This is a genomic window from Pseudomonas sp. B21-015 (assembly GCF_024749285.1).
GTDB lineage: Bacteria > Pseudomonadota > Gammaproteobacteria > Pseudomonadales > Pseudomonadaceae > Aquipseudomonas.
Genome location: NZ_CP087196.1, coordinates 4,544,031 through 4,559,226, shown reverse-complemented (window position 1 = coordinate 4,559,226; position 15,196 = coordinate 4,544,031). Strand labels below are relative to the sequence as shown.

General features: G+C 59.6%; 16 protein-coding genes. 3 read left to right on the top strand and 13 right to left on the bottom strand.

Translation table 11 applies throughout. The features are described 5' to 3' along the window. Positions 1 to 81: 81 nt before the first annotated feature. Positions 82 to 1,149, bottom strand: a complete 1,068-nt coding sequence (locus LOY38_RS20785) for an ABC transporter substrate-binding protein (RefSeq protein ID WP_258696844.1) — start codon at positions 1,147 to 1,149, stop codon at positions 82 to 84. A 351-nt stretch (positions 1,150 to 1,500) separates the two neighbouring features. Between LOY38_RS20785 and phnR the strand changes: the two genes are divergently transcribed. Then, on the top strand, positions 1,501 to 2,214 hold the full coding sequence (gene phnR / locus LOY38_RS20780; protein ID WP_258696843.1) for a phosphonate utilization transcriptional regulator PhnR: 714 nt from the start codon (positions 1,501 to 1,503) through the stop codon (positions 2,212 to 2,214). A gap of 29 nt (positions 2,215 to 2,243) precedes the next feature. Here the strand turns inward: phnR and LOY38_RS20775 are convergent, their stop codons facing one another. The 6 genes from LOY38_RS20775 to minC form a co-directional block, all read right to left on the bottom strand. After that, positions 2,244 to 2,420 carry a hypothetical protein gene (locus LOY38_RS20775; RefSeq protein WP_258696842.1) on the bottom strand — a complete coding sequence of 59 codons (177 nt, stop codon included), beginning with the start codon at positions 2,418 to 2,420 and terminating at the stop codon, positions 2,244 to 2,246. Positions 2,421 to 2,607: 187 nt separating this feature from the next. Continuing rightward, complete coding sequence (locus LOY38_RS20770) at positions 2,608 to 3,897, bottom strand: M18 family aminopeptidase (RefSeq protein ID WP_258696841.1); 1,290 nt, start codon at positions 3,895 to 3,897, stop codon at positions 2,608 to 2,610. Between the two features lie 187 nt (positions 3,898 to 4,084). Further along, complete coding sequence (locus LOY38_RS20765) at positions 4,085 to 4,720, bottom strand: RluA family pseudouridine synthase (protein WP_007940846.1); 636 nt, start codon at positions 4,718 to 4,720, stop codon at positions 4,085 to 4,087. A gap of 180 nt (positions 4,721 to 4,900) precedes the next feature. Continuing rightward, positions 4,901 to 5,155, bottom strand: coding sequence for a cell division topological specificity factor MinE (gene minE / locus LOY38_RS20760; protein ID WP_007898843.1), 255 nt, complete (start codon positions 5,153 to 5,155; stop codon positions 4,901 to 4,903). Then, entirely contained in the window at positions 5,155 to 5,967 is an 813-nt protein-coding gene (gene minD, locus LOY38_RS20755) for a septum site-determining protein MinD (protein ID WP_030131659.1), read from the bottom strand. Before minD ends, minE begins: the two co-directional genes overlap by 1 nt. Positions 5,968 to 6,168: 201 nt before the next feature. Next, positions 6,169 to 6,906 carry a septum site-determining protein MinC gene (minC, locus tag LOY38_RS20750; protein WP_258696840.1) on the bottom strand — a complete coding sequence of 246 codons (738 nt, stop codon included), beginning with the start codon at positions 6,904 to 6,906 and terminating at the stop codon, positions 6,169 to 6,171. 118 nt (positions 6,907 to 7,024) lie between these two features. On the opposite strand from minC, the gene LOY38_RS20745 reads away from it, so the two are divergent. After that, positions 7,025 to 7,957 carry a lipid A biosynthesis lauroyl acyltransferase gene (locus tag LOY38_RS20745; protein ID WP_258696839.1) on the top strand — a complete coding sequence of 311 codons (933 nt, stop codon included), beginning with the start codon at positions 7,025 to 7,027 and terminating at the stop codon, positions 7,955 to 7,957. A 35-nt stretch (positions 7,958 to 7,992) separates the two neighbouring features. Then, positions 7,993 to 9,165 (top strand): patatin-like phospholipase family protein, encoded by a 1,173-nt coding sequence (locus LOY38_RS20740; RefSeq protein ID WP_258696838.1) that lies wholly within the window; start codon positions 7,993 to 7,995, stop codon positions 9,163 to 9,165. Positions 9,166 to 9,284: 119 nt separating this feature from the next. Here LOY38_RS20740 and LOY38_RS20735 read toward each other — a convergent pair whose 3' ends face one another. The 6 genes from LOY38_RS20735 to puuE all read right to left on the bottom strand — a co-directional run bounded on the left by LOY38_RS20735 (position 9,285) and on the right by puuE (position 15,192). Next, complete coding sequence (locus LOY38_RS20735; protein ID WP_258696837.1) at positions 9,285 to 10,070, bottom strand: outer membrane protein OmpK; 786 nt, start codon at positions 10,068 to 10,070, stop codon at positions 9,285 to 9,287. A 600-nt stretch (positions 10,071 to 10,670) separates the two neighbouring features. Beyond that, positions 10,671 to 11,972 (bottom strand): urate hydroxylase PuuD, encoded by a 1,302-nt coding sequence (locus LOY38_RS20730; RefSeq protein WP_258696836.1) that lies wholly within the window; start codon positions 11,970 to 11,972, stop codon positions 10,671 to 10,673. A 52-nt stretch (positions 11,973 to 12,024) separates the two neighbouring features. Then, positions 12,025 to 12,528: an ureidoglycolate lyase gene (locus tag LOY38_RS20725; RefSeq protein ID WP_258700767.1), complete on the bottom strand. Its 504-nt coding sequence runs from the start codon at positions 12,526 to 12,528 to the stop codon at positions 12,025 to 12,027. Between the two features lie 139 nt (positions 12,529 to 12,667). Further along, positions 12,668 to 13,663: an allantoicase gene (gene alc, locus LOY38_RS20720; protein ID WP_258696835.1), complete on the bottom strand. Its 996-nt coding sequence runs from the start codon at positions 13,661 to 13,663 to the stop codon at positions 12,668 to 12,670. A 90-nt stretch (positions 13,664 to 13,753) separates the two neighbouring features. Further along, the gene (gene uraD / locus LOY38_RS20715) at positions 13,754 to 14,269 is read right to left on the bottom strand and encodes a 2-oxo-4-hydroxy-4-carboxy-5-ureidoimidazoline decarboxylase (RefSeq protein ID WP_258696834.1); all 516 of its coding nucleotides are present in this window, start codon (positions 14,267 to 14,269) and stop codon (positions 13,754 to 13,756) included. Further along, on the bottom strand, positions 14,266 to 15,192 hold the full coding sequence (gene puuE / locus LOY38_RS20710; protein WP_258696833.1) for an allantoinase PuuE: 927 nt from the start codon (positions 15,190 to 15,192) through the stop codon (positions 14,266 to 14,268). The genes uraD and puuE overlap by 4 nt, the downstream gene beginning before the upstream one ends. Between the last annotated feature and the right edge of the window lie 4 nt (positions 15,193 to 15,196).

Below are 15,196 nucleotides of genomic sequence, written 5' to 3'. Positions count from 1 at the left end.
TTGGCTGACAGTCCCTCGTCGCGAGCAGGCTCGCTCCCACATTTGGATCACCATCAGATCCCCAGCTGGGGATCTACTGCATTACGGCATATTGATGATGACTTCTTCTTGCCACTTCTGCGGCAGCGCCTTGGAGGTCTTTTCCCACGCGTCGGCGTCTTTGATCGGCGTAACCTTTTTGTACTGCTCGTTAGGCAGCAGCTTGGCCTTGACCTCTTCCGGCAGTGTCAAGTGCTCGGCGCGAATCGGACGGGCGTTGCCTTTTGCCAGGTTGATCTGGCCGGCGTCGCTGAAGATGTATTCGCGGGCCAGCTTGGCGGCGTTCGGGTGCTTGGCGTATTTGTTGATGATGGTGGTGTAACCGGAAATCACCGAGCCATCGGATGGAATCAGCACGGTGTAGTCATCCGGATTCGCCATCTTGGCCTTGTAGCTCAAGCCGTTGAAGTCCCAGACCACGCCGACTTCGATTTCACCTTTTTCCATGGTGGCGATCGTCGGGTTGGCCATGGACAGGCGGCCTTGCTTGGCGATGTCAGCGAACAGCAACAGGGCTGGCTGAATGTTTTTCTCGTCACCGCCATTGGCGAGGGCGGCGGCCAGTACACCGTTGGCCGCTTGTGCGGCGGTGCTCACGTCACCGATGGAGACTTTGTATTTGCCGGTCTTGAGGTCGGCCCATTTGGTCGGCGCCGCGGAACCGTGCAGCAGTTTTTTGTTGACGATGAACGCGATGGTGCCGGTGTAGGCCAGCGCCCAGTTACCGTCCTTGTCCTTGGCCCAATCCGGAACCTGTGCCCAGGTGGTGGGTTTGTAAGGTTGCACCACGCCTTGCTTGACCGCGATCGGGCCGAAGGCGGCACCGACGTCACCGATGTCGGCAGTGGCGTTGTCTTTTTCGGCGGCGAACTTGGCGATTTCCTGGGCCGAGCTCATGTCGGTGTCGATGTGTTTCAGGCCGTATTTCTTGGCCAGGTCTTCCCAGGTGCCTTTCCAGTTGGCCCAGTCATCGGGCATGCCGACGCTGTTGACGGCGCCTTCCGCTTTCGCAGCGGCTTCGAGTGTTTTCAGATCGGTATCCGCCGCCATGGCGGCAGTGCACAGGGCAATGGTCGAGCCTAACAGTGATGCCAGGAAAAACTGTTTCATCCGAAGCTCCTTTGGGCGTTTTCAACGCTGCGATTGCGGTTGTGTTGGTCTAGGTCAGCAATACCTGAGCCAATTTAGGCGTCCTGGATGACATTTTGATGTCGACGACCGGTCGGCCTGAATTTTCTGCGCTCGGATACGTGGGGTGCGAGATAAGCGTAGACCATGGCTAAAGGGCTGATATGAAAGGGACTTGGCCATAAAATTGCAGGTGTCTGGCACAACCGTTCGGCGGCTTTGTCATCTGCCAGTCATGTGCAGTGCCTAGGCTTGCAGGCAGTTGATGGAGCCCGGATTCAATCGCGGTTCTGCCCTGAAACAGTGCTGGTCTAGTCCAGATAGGTAACGTTGATGCGCATCGAGACAACCAAAGCGGTGACAGCGATCGGGCAGGTTCTGCAAGAACAGCTCGACCACGGTCTGTTGGCGCCCGGGAGCAAGTTGCCGGCCGAGCGCAAGCTCAGTGAGTTGTTCGGTACCACGCGGATCACCGTGCGTGAGGCCTTATTGCAGTTGGAGGCCCAGGGCCAGATTTATCGCGAGGAGCGGCGCGGCTGGTTCGTGTCGCCCCCGCGGCTGGCTTATAACCTGATGCAGCGCAGCCACTTTCACGCGATGGTCAGTGCCCAGGGGCGAGTGCCGTCCACCGAGGTGATTTCAGCGCGGTTGCAGCCGGCGTCGGCGGCGGTGTGTGCGTGGTTGCAGTTGCCGGCGCTGTCGAGTGTGATCCAGATCTGCCGCTCGCGACGGATTGACGGGCGATTGGTGCTGTATGTGGAGCATTACCTGAACCCGCAGTTTTTTCCGGGGATTCTGGACTTCGATCTGAATCAGTCGATCACCGAGCTGTATGCACGGCACTATGATTTGCACTATGGGCGTGTGCGTTTCGAGATTGTGCCGACGGCGTTGTCGGTGGATGCGGCGGCGGCTTTACGGGTGTCGGTGGGGAGCCCCGGGTTGCGGATTGTCCGGGTCAATTATGATCAGCATGGACGCTTGATCGATTGTGACCTGGAGTTTTGGCGTCATGATGCGATTCATGTCGGGGTGGATGTGGTCTGATTGTTTGATCTTGCGTAGGCGCGAGGATTTTACTCGTTGAGTTTGGCGAGGATCTTGTAGATCACGGTGGCGAGGATCATCAGCATGCCGACCCACATCGCGAACACACCGGCGTTCTTGTCGCGAAAGTTGAAGCCGATGGCCAGCATGATCATCCCGGACAGAATCGGGATCAGCATGGCGTGAAACGCAGACATCGAGATCATGGTGCCAGCCTTGTCGGAGGGTGTACTGCAAGTCTAGGCGGCTTTCGGGCGGGCGTTGGTGATGTGTGGCGTAGGAGCTGCCGAAGGCTGCGATCTTTTGATCTTGATTTTCAGCACATTTGAATACGCCAAAAGATCAACATCAAAAGATCGCAGCCTTCGGCAGCTCCTACGGGGGACTGCGTTCTTACGGCAATTCGTGGCAGGCGTAAAACGCGCTCAGCACTTTGACCAGATGCGCCAGGTCATGGCTGCCGCACAGCTCACGGATCGAGTGCATGGCGAACGTCGGCAGGCCGATGTCCACGGTGCGTACGCCCAGATGGCTGGCGGTGATCGGGCCGATGGTCGAGCCACAACCCATGTCGCTGCGCACCACGAAGCTCTGCACCGGTACTTCTTCGGCCATGCACAAATGGCGGAAGAACCCGGCGGTTTCGCTGTTGGTGGCGTAGCGCTGGTTGCTGTTGACCTTGATCACCGGGCCGGCGTTGAGTTTCGGGCCATGGTTGGCGTCGTGCTTGTCGGCGTAGTTCGGGTGCACGCCGTGGGCGTTGTCGGCCGAGACCAGCAGGGATTTCTGAATGGTCCGTACGAATTCATCCCCTTCGGGCAACAGACGGCGCAGGGTCTGCTCAAGCATCGGACCGTCGGCGCCACAGGCCGAGCAGGAACCGACTTCTTCGTGATCGTTGCAGACCAGCACACAGGTTTCGTCGGTTTCGGCCGTCAGCAACGCTTGCAGGCCGGCGTAGCACGACAGCAGGTTGTCCAGGCGTGCGCCAGCGATGAAATCGCCATGCAGGCCGATGACAGCAGCGCTTTGGGTATCGTAGAAACTCAGCTCGTAATCGAGCACCACGTCGGCGTTCAGGCCATGTTCGCGGGCCAGTTGATCGGTGAGCACGGCGCGGAAGTCCACGCGTTCGTCACCGGCAAATTGCGCGAGAATCGGCGGCAGTTCGGTCTGGGCATTGATCGCCCAGCCCATGTTGGCTTCACGGTTAAGGTGAATGGCCAGGTTCGGAATGATCGCGATCGGTGCCTTGAAATCGATCAATTGGCTCTCGACCTTGCCATCACGGCGGAAGGTCACGCGGCCGGCCAGGGACAGATCGCGGTCGAACCAAGGCGCCAGCAGTGCACCGCCATAGACTTCGACACCCAGTTGCCAGAAGCCTTGGCGTTGCAGCTCCGGCTGGGGTTTGACCCGCAGGCACGGGCTGTCGGTGTGCGCGCCGACCAGGCGGATGCCGCCATGCAGGGGCGAATGACGGCCCATTTTGAACGCGACGATCGAAGAGTCGTTACGGGTGACGTAGTAACGACCGTTGGCTTCGGTGTTCCACGGCTCGCGCTCGTCGAGGCGCACAAAGCCGGCGGCTTCCAGACGCTGAACAAGGCTGGCGGTGGCATGGAACGGGGTAGGGGAGGCCTTGAGGAAATCGATCAGGCCTTGGTTCAACTCTTCGCGCATAAGCAGCTCCAGACAGCAGTGGCGCAAGTCTAACGTATTGGCCGCAGAATTGGCGGCGGGCTGCTGCTGTGGAAGGTCCCTTGTGGGAGCGAGCCTGCTCGCGAAGGCGGCGTTTCAGTGACATCCATGTTGCCTGTCCCTGCGCCATCGCGAGCAGGCTCGCTCCCACATTTTTTCGGTTGTTGCTCTAGAACGGTGCCGGGCACTCGAAACGCAAGCGTTCGCCGCTTTGCGGATGAGTGAAACTGAGCATGCTCGCGTGCAGACACAGGCGTGGCCAGGCGGCCAGGGCTTGCGGATGGGCGTAGAGCCCGTCACCCAACAGCGGATGGCCGATGGAGAGCATGTGCACGCGCAACTGGTGGGAGCGGCCGGTGATCGGCGTCAGCTCGACGCGGCACCAGTCGCCGCAACGCTCCAGCACGCGCCAGAAGGTCAGGGCATGCTTGCCGAATTCGTGGTCCACCACATGACGTGGCTTGGTCGGCGGGTCGTAGCGCAGGGGCAGGTCGATGCTGCCACTGTCCAGTTCCGGTTGTCCCCAGCACAGGGCGGTGTAGGCTTTTTCGGTTTCTCGGTCGTGAAATTGCCGAGACAGCTCACGATGAGTGTCCGGATCACGGGCCAACAGAATGATGCCGGAGGTTTCCCAGTCCAGCCGATGAACTATTCGCGCTTCCGGGTAGCCGTTTTCTTGCAGGCGGGTAATCAGGCAGTCCTTGTTGTCATCGGCCCGGCCAGGGACAGAGAGCAGCAGGGTCGGCTTGTCCACCACCAGTACGGCGGCGTCCTGATGGATGATACGGATGTTGGACAACGGCATTAAAACAGCCTCGTAACAAACGCCAACGGCGGCTCAGAACCTCCATTGTCCCGTGTAGGGGCTGCCGCAGGCTGCGATCTTTTGATTTTGCTTTTAAAACAAGATCAAAAGATCGCAGCCTGCGGCAGCTCCTACACAGGCTCAAAGGTTCTGAGCCGCCGTGGCTCCCGCCGGATCGACTCAGCGATCTGGCAGGGTGATATTGAGTTCCAGGATCGAGCAGCTGCCCTGGTTTTCCAGAGCGACGTGCACGTCATCGGACCCGATATTGACGTACTTGCGGATCACTTCCACCAGTTCCTTCTGCAGGGCTGGCAAGTAGTCCGGCGTACTGCGCTGGCCGCGTTCATGCGCCACGATGATCTGTAGACGCTCTTTCGCTACCGACGCGGTGCTGACCTTTTTACTGGCACGAAAGAAGTCAAAAAGGTTCATTACCTACCTCCAAAAAGTCGCTCGAAGAATCCCTTCTTCTCGACATCAAGGAACCGGTGTTCGCGATTTTCGCCCAGCAGGCGGTCAACGGTATCGCTGTAGGCCTGACCAGCGTCGCTCTGGTCGTCGAGAATCACCGGAATACCCTGGTTGGATGCCTTGAGCACCGCCTGGGATTCAGGGATCACGCCGAGCAATGTCACCGAGAGAATATCCTTGACGTCTTCGACACCGAGCATTTCGCCCTTGCTGACACGTTCTGGATGGTAGCGGGTGATCAGCAGGTGTTCCTTGATCGGGTCTTCGCCTCTTTCGGCACGACGGGACTTGCTGGCCAGCAGGCCCAGCATGCGGTCCGAGTCACGTACGGAGGAAACTTCCGGGTTGGTCACGACAATCGCTTCGTCGGCGAAGTACATGGCCAGGTGGGCACCTTTCTCGATACCGGCCGGGGAGTCGCAGACCACGAAATCGAAGTCTTCCTTGAGCTGCATCAGGACTTTTTCCACGCCTTCGACGGTCAGCGCGTCTTTGTCGCGCGTCTGGCTGGCGGCCAGGACGTAGAGGTTTTCCAGGCGTTTGTCTTTGATCAGGGCCTGTTGCAGGTTGGCTTCGCCGTTCACCACGTTGACGAAGTCATATACCACGCGGCGCTCGCAACCCATGATCAGGTCGAGGTTACGCAAACCGACGTCGAAGTCGACGATTACTGTTTTGTGACCACGCAGAGCGAGGCCGGTACCGATAGCGGCGCTGGTGGTGGTCTTACCCACACCACCCTTGCCGGATGTAACCACGAGAATCTTGGCCAAGGTGTTTTACCCCTAAGGAAAAAGGACGTTTAGCCCCTGAAAAACATCTCTTGAAAAACTACTGCAGTCGGACAGCCTTGGCTGGAATCCGGTTCTGAGCGGTGCTTACCCCCGGTAAACACTGCTTTTGGCCTTTTTCCTACTTCGTTTGAGCCGTTTTCGCTACGTTTTAGAGATGCTTGGAAAATGCGGCAGTATCCGTTAAAGCCGAATGATGTTCAACACGTCGCCCGACAGGCTGACTTGTACGCCCGCGCCCCACAATGGATCGCGACGCAGATCTTCGGAAACCTTGTAGTGGCCGGCGATGGAGACCAGTTCAGCGGTCATTTGCTGACAGAAAATCCTGGCTTTCGTGTCGCCTTTGACGCCGGCCAAGACACGACCGCGCATCGCGCCGTATACATGGATATTCCCATCGGCGAGAAGTTCCGCCCCCGGGCTGACCGACGAAATCACCACCAGATCGCTGCCCTGGGCATAAATCTGCTGGCCACCGCGTACTGGCGAGGTAATGATTTTCGTCGGTTTGATGGTCGGTTCCGGTGGTTTTTCCGGTTTTTTCGCAACGACGCCTTCGAGCGGGTCGAGCGGGCGCTCACGGGCACCGGACGGCGGCAGCACCGGCAGATCGACGGCGATGGCCGCTGCGATGTCTTCGATGCGGCTGGCGCGGATCGCCAGGGTGCGCAGGCCGTGCTGACGGCAGATGCGCATCAATCCCGGCAGGTCGACCGAGCCTTCGCTGGCCGGGAGTTTGTCCAGGGCCAGTACCAGCGGCGCGTTGCTGAAGAAGTTGGGCGCCTGGGCGACTTTGGCGGCCAGTTGCCGATCAAGGCTCTCAAGGTCGTTACGGGCCAGTTCCAGCACCGTAATGGCGAGCATGCTGCCCTTCAACTGGAACACGGGATCTTGGTCTAGCGGTTCGGTTTGGCTCATGGTCGGCATACAACGGCTTGTCACTAAAAGTGCCGAGACTTATAACGAGAACGCCCGCGGGCCGCAAGCCGGGTCGAACGATGTAGAATGCGCGGCCACTGTCTTGACGGAACCTTTAATGGATCGCCCGCGTTTTCGAACAGCATTTCTTTCTCCGCGTTTCTGGCCGCTGTGGTGTGGCCTGGGGCTGTTGTGGCTGATTGTGCAATTGCCGTATCCGGCGTTGCTGTCGATCGGTCGCGCCCTGGGTGCATTGATGTATCGGGTGGCCGGCGACCGACGGCGCATTGCCAAGCGCAATCTTGAGCTGTGTTTCCCTGAAAAATCCGCTGCCGAGCGCAAGCGCCTGCTCAAGCAAAACTTCGCGTCCACCGGGATCGCCTTCTTCGAGATGGCCATGAGTTGGTGGTGGTCGCGCAAGCGTCTGGCGAAACTGGCTCATGTCGAAGGCCTGGAGCATTTGAAGCAGGCCCAGACGGAGGGCAAGGGCGTGATTCTGATGGCCGTGCATTTCACCACGCTGGAAATCGGTGCGGCGCTGCTCGGTCAGCAGCACACCATCGATGGCATGTACCGCGAACACAAGAATCCGCTGTTCGACTACATCCAGCGTCGTGGCCGCGAGCGGCACAACCTCGACTCGCTGGCGGTGGAGCGCGACGACGTGCGTGGCATGCTCAAACTGCTGCGGGCAGGGAGAGCGATCTGGTACGCACCGGATCAGGACTACGGCGCCAAGCAAAGTATCTTCGTGCCACTGTTCGGGATTCAGGCGGCGACTGTCACCGCCACCAGTAAATTCGCACGGCTGGGCAAGGCGCTGGTGGTGCCGTTCACCCAGGAGCGCCTGGCTGACGGCAGCGGTTATCGGTTGGTGATTCACGCGCCGCTCGAAGGCTTTCCCGGCGAGACGGAAGAGGCTGACTGCATTCGGATCAACCAGTGGGTCGAAAGTGCCTTGCGCGAATGTCCGGAGCAATACCTCTGGGCGCATCGCCGCTTCAAGAGCCGTCCACCGGGCGAGCCGAAGCTGTACGTCAAACGCGGTTGAGTCACCGACCCCTTTAAGCACCATGGAGTGTTGCAATGAGTTCTGCTGAACCGGTTACAGGGTTGATTCTTTCCGGCGGTGGGGCTCGGGCGGCCTATCAGGTGGGCGTGCTCGCGGCGATTGCCGAGCTGCTGCCGATGGGGGCGGCGAATCCGTTTCCGGTGATCGTCGGCACCTCGGCCGGTGCGATCAACGCGGTCAGCCTGGCCAGTGGAGCAATGGACTTTCGTGGCGCGATCGAGCGTCTGACGGCCTTCTGGCAAGGTTTTCGCAGCCATCTGGTATTACGCAGCGATTGGCCGGGGGTGATTCATCAGGCCACCCGTTTTGTCAGTCACAACCTGATGGGCATTGGTTCGCCGGTGCCAGTGGCCCTGCTCAACAGTTCGCCGCTGCGCCGTTTGCTCAATCACAAACTGCACATGCCCGGGATTGCCGAAGCGATCGCGCAAAAACAATTGAAGGCGGTGGCGGTCACGGCGTTCGGTTATGAGTCCGGTCAGGCTGTCACGTTTTATCAGGGCGGCGGCACCATCGAGTCCTGGTTGCGCCATCGGCGAATCGGCGTACCGACTCAATTGAGCGTCGACCATCTGCTCGCCAGTTCGGCGATTCCGTTGCTGTTCGCACCGGTGAAAATCGGCGAAGAGTATTTCGGCGATGGCGCAGTGCGCCAGTCGGCGCCGATCAGCCCGGCCCTGCACCTGGGCGCCAGCCGCGTGCTGGTGGTGGGCGTCAGCGGCAACCCGCGCGGCGTCGACCCGCAACAGCCGCTGCAACGCGCCTACACCGGTCAGCAGCCGACCCTGGCGCAGATTGGCGGGCACATGCTCAACAGTACGTTCATTGACAGCCTGGAAAGTGACATCGAGTTGTTGCAGCGTCTGAATCAGTTCAGCCATCTGCTGCCCGACGGCATGTCGAGTCGTGCATTGGGGGCGGCGCCGGTGGAGGTGCTGGTGATTTCGCCGAGTCAGCCGATCGATGAAATTGCGGCGCGGCATCGGCAGGAATTACCGGCGGCCTTGCGTCTGTTTTTACGCGGGCCGGGGGCGACCAAGACCAGCGGGGCGGGGGTGCTGAGTTATCTGTTGTTCGAGGCGGGGTATTGCAGCGAGTTGATCGATCTGGGGCGGCGCGATGCCTTGGCCAAGCGGGATGAGTTGTGCCGGTTTCTGGGGTTGATGGAGCCTGCGGTGCCGGCTTGAGATTGGCGGTGTGGCTGTTCGCGGGCAAGCCACGCTCCCACAGGTTTTGTGTCGTTCGCCGATGATGTGAACGACACAGAACCTGTGGGAGCGTGGCTTGCCCGCGATGCTTTTTGCGATCAGAAGTGGAACTTCACCAGCAAGCTCGTATTGCTTTGATCGGTCTTGAAGGCCTGGCTGTCCTTGATCCCGTACTTGTCGGACCAGTAGTCGTACTCGACACCCACATACAACTGCTTCTCGCCAATGTTCAAGGCTTTGCCCAAGTCGTATTTGATCTGTGGGTTGAAGTGCAGGTTGGCGTGGTAGGTGCCTTTGCTGTTCTGGTCGTTGTCGACCACCCAGTCCATGAAACCATCGATCAGGATGTTCGAATCGCCGACAGGAATGGTGTAGGCCCAGACCGGGGTGATCTGCCAGACGTTGTCACCCGGGCGGCTGCCTTCGGTGTGGCGCTGGTAGAAGTTCAGCTGGAAGTAGTCGAACCCGGGAATTGCCAGGTCAAAACCCGGACCGATCAGGTAGGACTCGGTATCACCTTCACCGAACTCGTACGTCATCGCCAGCAGTACGTCCTTGACCGGACCGAATTCCAGCTTCTGGTCGAAGATCTTGCCAAACGACAAGCGCGGGCTGATTTCGCCGTAATAGGTGTTCGAGCCAACGCCGCTGTCGTCCTTGCCGTTGTAGAAAATCTTGTCGACGAACACGAAGTTGTCCCCGTATTTCCAGGCATCGGCGTGCTCGAAGGTGACGGTTTGCTGAATGCGCGGGTTGACCTGGAAGTCCTTGCCGTAGAGGTAGGTCAGGCTGTTGTTCTGCCATTGCAGCAAGTCGCCGGCCATTGCCTGGCCCCCGGCCAGCAAGGATCCCGCGAGCATCAGGCTGGTGCACGTACGTTTCATTCGGTTGCTCCCAAAAAGTAGGTGGTTCCACGTTGTTTTTCTAAGGTCGGCGCTCTGGTGTGGCGCCTTTTCTTGCTGCGGTAAAAAGTCATCCAGTCGGTCAGCTTTGGTGCTGTTAGCAAGAGCTGAGCCAAGGCTTTAAAAAAGCCAAAAAACGCCCGTTCGGCTGTTCGAAAACAGTCGATTGAGTGTCAATTCGGGTTGCCTTGGTGCGGTCCAGAGCCGGGGTAAGTTGGCTTTCTGGTCAGGAATTAAATCTGCGCTTTTTTTTAGACCGGATTCGGACGGCCGCGGAGAATGCCGACTCCCGTGCCACGGCTCAAGTGCCCCGCAACAGAGCACTGGCGACAGGTTTGGGGCACGGTTGTAGGCAGTCAGGCCGACGCTGCCAAGCGACAGGCTTGTCTGGGGATTAATCATCTGTTGCTCCCTCTTGTTTTTATTGTTTGAGGTGCACTGTGATAAGGGGGCTTGCCCTGATGTGAGGGCGAACCCCTCGTCACAGGTTCAGATCAATGCGGCCACTCGCGGGCAAGCCTCGCCCCTGCAAGGTCAATGCAAATCCTGTAGGAGGAGGCGTGCCCGCGAAGCTTTTGCTACTTAATGGGTCGCAGCGCCCTGAACAATCCACGCACCGATCAGGTCACGTTCCTGCTGGGTCATCTGGGTGATGTTGCCCAGTGGCATGATCTGGCTGGTGACGGCTTGAGCCTGAATGCGAGCGGCGTTTTGGCGGATCTGTTCTGGCGTGTCGAACATCACGCCGGCGGGTGCCGCACTGAACAGCGGGCTGGTGGGTTTGGCCGAGTGACAGACCGCGCAACGCTCCTGAATGACGCTGTGAACCTTGTCGAACGTCGGGCCCTGATTCGAGGCTTGGGCCGGTGCAGCGGCAGGTGCAGCGGGTTTTGCAGCTTCAGGTTTGGCACCACCGCCAAGGGCGGTTTCTGGCAGCGGCTGGTACTCGATAGTCCCAGGTGCCTTGGCCACTTCAGGCGCGCTGGACATCGGCGCCGGCCCCGTGACGTACGCCAGGCAAATCATGCCAACTGCCGCGACGGGCAGGGTCCAGGCAAACTTGTGGCTGTCATGACGGGTGTTGAAGTAGTGACGCACCAACACCGCCAGCACCGCGATCCCGGCCAGGATCAGCCAGTTGTATTGGCTGCCGTAGGTGCTCGGGAAGTGGTTGCTGATCATGATGAACAGCACCGGCAAGGTGAAGTAGTTGTTGTGCCGCGAACGCAGCAAGCCTTTGGCCGGCAGCGCCGGGTCGGGCGTGCGGTTCTCGGCAATCGCCGCCACCAATGCGCGTTGGGCCGGCATGATGATGCGGAACACGTTGCCGACCATGATGGTGCCGATGATGGCGCCGACATGCAGGTACGCACCCCGACCGCTGAACACTTTGCTGAAGCCGTAAGCGGCGCCGATGATCAGCACGAACAGGATGAAGCCCAGCAGGGCAGGGCGTTTGCCCAGGGCCGAGTCGCAGAGGAAGGAGTAGATGAACCAGCCGATGAACAGCGAGCCGAGGCCGATGGCTACGCCTTCAGGGCCGCTCAGGGTGCTGCCCGGTGCCAGCAGGTACAGCGTCGGGTTGGAGTAGAACACCACGCACAGCAGCGCGATCCCCGACAGCCAGGTGAAATAGGCTTCCCATTTGAACCAGTGCAGGTTGTCCGGCATGGTCGGTGGAGCCAGTTTGTATTTTTCCAGGTGGTAGATGCCGCCGCCGTGGATCGCCCACAAATCGCCCGCCAGCCCGTTTTTCGGGTTGACCCGGTTGAGGTTGTTTTCCAGCCAGACGAAATAGAACGATGCACCGATCCAGGCCACGCCAGTGATCATGTGAACCCAGCGCACGCTCAGGTTCAGCCATTCCAACAGATGTGCTTCCACAGTCTTTACCTCTCGCCCGTCACTTTTGTTGTCAAGTGATCGGACTCTTCTCTTATTGGTGGGGGGCGAGGATCAAACACTCATCCTCTTTGAAAAAATGCTCATCGCAGTTGTTGCCTGTGCCACTGCGATCAACCACCAGGAAGTCATCCCGCTTTTCGATCGTCAGCACCGGGTGGTGCCAGACGCCGCGATGGTAATTAATGCCCTGCCTGCCGTTGGTGACGAAGGCGCGGACCAAGCCTGATACAGGTTCATCGCCAAGTGGCGCGACCACGATCAGAAAGGGGTTGCCGAGCAGCGGAATGAAAGCCTGGCTGCCCAGCGGATGACGCTCCAGCATGCGGACGGTCAGCGGCATGTCCTGCGCGTCGGCGCGGAAGATGCTGATGATCGCCTTGTCCTCTGGCGTGGCGGTTTCGACCACAGCCAGTTTGTGAAAGCGCATGGTCGAACCGTTGTTGATCATGAAGTGATCGCTACCGTCGGTTTCGATCACGTCACCGAAAGGGGCGAAGGCTTCTTTGGTCAGCGGTTCAATCGTCAATGTGCGCATGCTGGTCTTCTTAATCTTTTGAATTTGATCGTTCCCACGCTCTGCGTGGGAACGCCGCCATGGACGCTCCGCGTCCACTGTGACGCGGAGCGTCACGGTATGCATTCCCACGCAGAGCGTGGGAACGATCATCGCAATCTTACTTCGCGACCTTGCCCAAAACGCGCAGGCGGCTCACACCACCATCCGGGAACACATTCAGGCGGATGTGGGTGATCGGGCCCAGTGCCTTGATCTGCTCGGCGAAGGTGTGTTCGGCGTGCATTTCCAGCTTCTGGCTCGGCAGCAATTCGCGCCAGAACAGCGATTGGGTTTCGATCTGGCTGTCGGTGCCGCCTTTCACGAATGCACCCTGGATCGAGCACGTGTCCGGGTAGTTGCCCTTGAAGTGCAGGGTGTCGACGATGACTTTCTCGACCTCGCCGGCATGACCCAGTGCGACGATCACCCAGTCATTGCCCGGCGTGCGACGACGGGCGGTTTCCCAGCCATCGCCCATGTTGATGCCACGGCCCGGGTTGAGGATGTTGCTCATGCGGCCGAAGTGTTCGTCGGAGCAGGCCAGCGCACGGCCACCGTTCAGAGCTGCGGCCAGGTCGACCTGTTCGTTGTCGCCCACAGCTGACCAGTCGCGGAACGGAATGCCGTACACACGCAGACGGGCCACGCCGCCATCCGGGTAGATGTTGAAGCGCAGGTGGCTGAAGGCCTGGTCGTTGGTGATTTCGTGGTAGTGGTGGCTGTTGCCTTGCAGCTCGACGGCCGACAGCACTTCAGTCCACTGGGTGTTTTCGTCCGGCTCGCCGGAGGTCAGGAAGCAGGCTTCCAGGGAAGCCGACGGCGGGAAGTTGCCGGTGAAGAATGAAGTGTCGATGTCCACGCCTTTGATCGAGCCCGGTACGCCCAGGCGGATCACCGCGCTGTCGTAGCCTTCGAAGCGCTTGCGGCGCGACTCCCAGCCGTCCATCCACTTGCCGTTGTCATCGAACACGCCCTCCTTCCACACGGCCGGGGTCGGTTGGAACAGACGGTTGGCATCTGCGAACCAGTCATCGGTGACCGAGATGATTTTGGTGCCCAGGCGGGCGTCGGCCAGGTTGACGAACTTCTCGAAAGGTACGGCGTAAGCTTTCATTCTTCTTGTCTGCCTTTAAATAAGTTGGCTTGGGATGCTTGCAGGGCCCTGGGTACTTTTCGCGTTTAAGAGCACTCGGGCCAAGCTCGCTTATAGGGTCAGTAATCGGAACAACGCGATCTTGTTGATCTCCGCCAGCGCGCATTTGAATTCGGTGTCGACCGAGTTGTGAATGCGCGTTTCGAACGCCGCGAGGATCTGATGCCGGTTGCTGCCTTTTACCGCCATGATGAAGGGAAACTTGAACTTGGCTTTGTAGGCGTCGTTCAGCTCGGTGAAGCGTTGAAACTCATCGCTCGAGCATTGGTGAATACCGGCGCCAGCCTGTTCATGGGTGCTGGCTTCGGTCAGTTGGCCCTGGACGGCCGCTTTGCCGGCGAGGTCCGGGTGAGCGTTGATCAGGGCCAGTTGGCTTGTGTGATCAGCGCTCAACAAAATGTCGCTCATGCGCTGGTGCAGGGTTTCGATGTCGTCGATCGAAGCGTCCACGCCCAGGTCGAAGGCCTTTTCGGCCACCCATGGCGAGTGTTCGTAGATGTCGGCGAAGGCGGCGACAAACGCGTCGCGGCTCAAAGTCGATGGCTTCAGGGTTTGGAAGTGGCTCATGTCGCAGCCCCTTGATACGGGTGGGTTTCGTGCCAGTGGCGAGCGATGTCGACGCGACGGCTGAACCACACCTGTTCATGACTTTTAGCGTATTCGATAAAGCGTTTGAGCGAGGCCAGGCGCGCCGGGCGGCCAATCAGCCGGCAGTGCAGGCCGATCGACAGCATCTTCGGCGCATCGCTGCCTTCGGCATACAGCACGTCGAAGGCGTCTTTGAGGTATTCGAAAAAGTCGTCGCCCTTGTTGAAGCCCTGGACCTGGGTGAAACGCATGTCGTTGGTGTCCAGGGTGTACGGAATCACCAGGTGCGGCTTGCCGGTCGGGTTGTTCGGTTCCCAGTAGGGCAGGTCGTCGTCGTAGGTGTCGCAGTCGTAGAGGAAACCGCCTTCTTCCATCACCAGCCGACGGGTGTTCGGGCCGGTGCGGCCGGTGTACCAGCCCAACGGGCGCTCGCCGGTGATTTCGGTGAGGATGCGGATCGCTTCGAGCATGTGCTCGCGTTCCTGCGCTTCGTCCATGTACTGGTAGTCGATCCAGCGATAGCCGTGGCTGCAGATTTCGTGGCCGGCCTCGACCATCGCGCGGATCACGTCCGGGTGGCGCTGGGCGGCCATGGCCACGGCGAAGATGGTCAGCGGGATGTCGAATTCCTTGAACAGTTTCAGAATCCGCCAGACGCCGGCACGGCTGCCATACTCGTAAAGGGATTCCATGCTCATGTTGCGCTCGCCTTGCAGCGGCTGCGCCGAGACCATTTCCGAAAGGAAGGCTTCGGACTCTTTATCGCCGTGAAGGATATTGCGCTCGCCACCTTCCTCGTAGTTGAGCACGAAGGACAAGGCGATGCGGGCATTGCCCGGCCAGTGTGGGTGAGGAGGGTTACTGCCGTAACCGATCAGGTCGCGTGGGTAGTCAGCGCTCACTGCA

What these genes read in the sequence shown, in the direction of transcription:
- LOY38_RS20785 (WP_258696844.1), bottom strand. Translation starts at nt 1,149, where the DNA reads ATGAAACAGTTTTTCCTGGCATCACTGTTAGGCTCGACCATTGCCCTG.
- phnR (WP_258696843.1), top strand. Translation starts at nt 1,501, where the DNA reads ATGCGCATCGAGACAACCAAAGCGGTGACAGCGATCGGGCAGGTTCTG.
- LOY38_RS20775 (WP_258696842.1), bottom strand. Translation starts at nt 2,420, where the DNA reads ATGATCTCGATGTCTGCGTTTCACGCCATGCTGATCCCGATTCTGTCC.
- LOY38_RS20770 (WP_258696841.1), bottom strand. Translation starts at nt 3,897, where the DNA reads ATGCGCGAAGAGTTGAACCAAGGCCTGATCGATTTCCTCAAGGCCTCC.
- LOY38_RS20765 (WP_007940846.1), bottom strand. Translation starts at nt 4,720, where the DNA reads ATGCCGTTGTCCAACATCCGTATCATCCATCAGGACGCCGCCGTACTG.
- minE (WP_007898843.1), bottom strand. Translation starts at nt 5,155, where the DNA reads ATGAACCTTTTTGACTTCTTTCGTGCCAGTAAAAAGGTCAGCACCGCG.
- minC (WP_258696840.1), bottom strand. Translation starts at nt 6,906, where the DNA reads ATGAGCCAAACCGAACCGCTAGACCAAGATCCCGTGTTCCAGTTGAAG.
- LOY38_RS20745 (WP_258696839.1), top strand. Translation starts at nt 7,025, where the DNA reads ATGGATCGCCCGCGTTTTCGAACAGCATTTCTTTCTCCGCGTTTCTGG.
- LOY38_RS20740 (WP_258696838.1), top strand. Translation starts at nt 7,993, where the DNA reads ATGAGTTCTGCTGAACCGGTTACAGGGTTGATTCTTTCCGGCGGTGGG.
- LOY38_RS20735 (WP_258696837.1), bottom strand. Translation starts at nt 10,070, where the DNA reads ATGAAACGTACGTGCACCAGCCTGATGCTCGCGGGATCCTTGCTGGCC.
- LOY38_RS20725 (WP_258700767.1), bottom strand. Translation starts at nt 12,528, where the DNA reads ATGCGCACATTGACGATTGAACCGCTGACCAAAGAAGCCTTCGCCCCT.
- alc (WP_258696835.1), bottom strand. Translation starts at nt 13,663, where the DNA reads ATGAAAGCTTACGCCGTACCTTTCGAGAAGTTCGTCAACCTGGCCGAC.
- uraD (WP_258696834.1), bottom strand. Translation starts at nt 14,269, where the DNA reads ATGAGCCACTTCCAAACCCTGAAGCCATCGACTTTGAGCCGCGACGCG.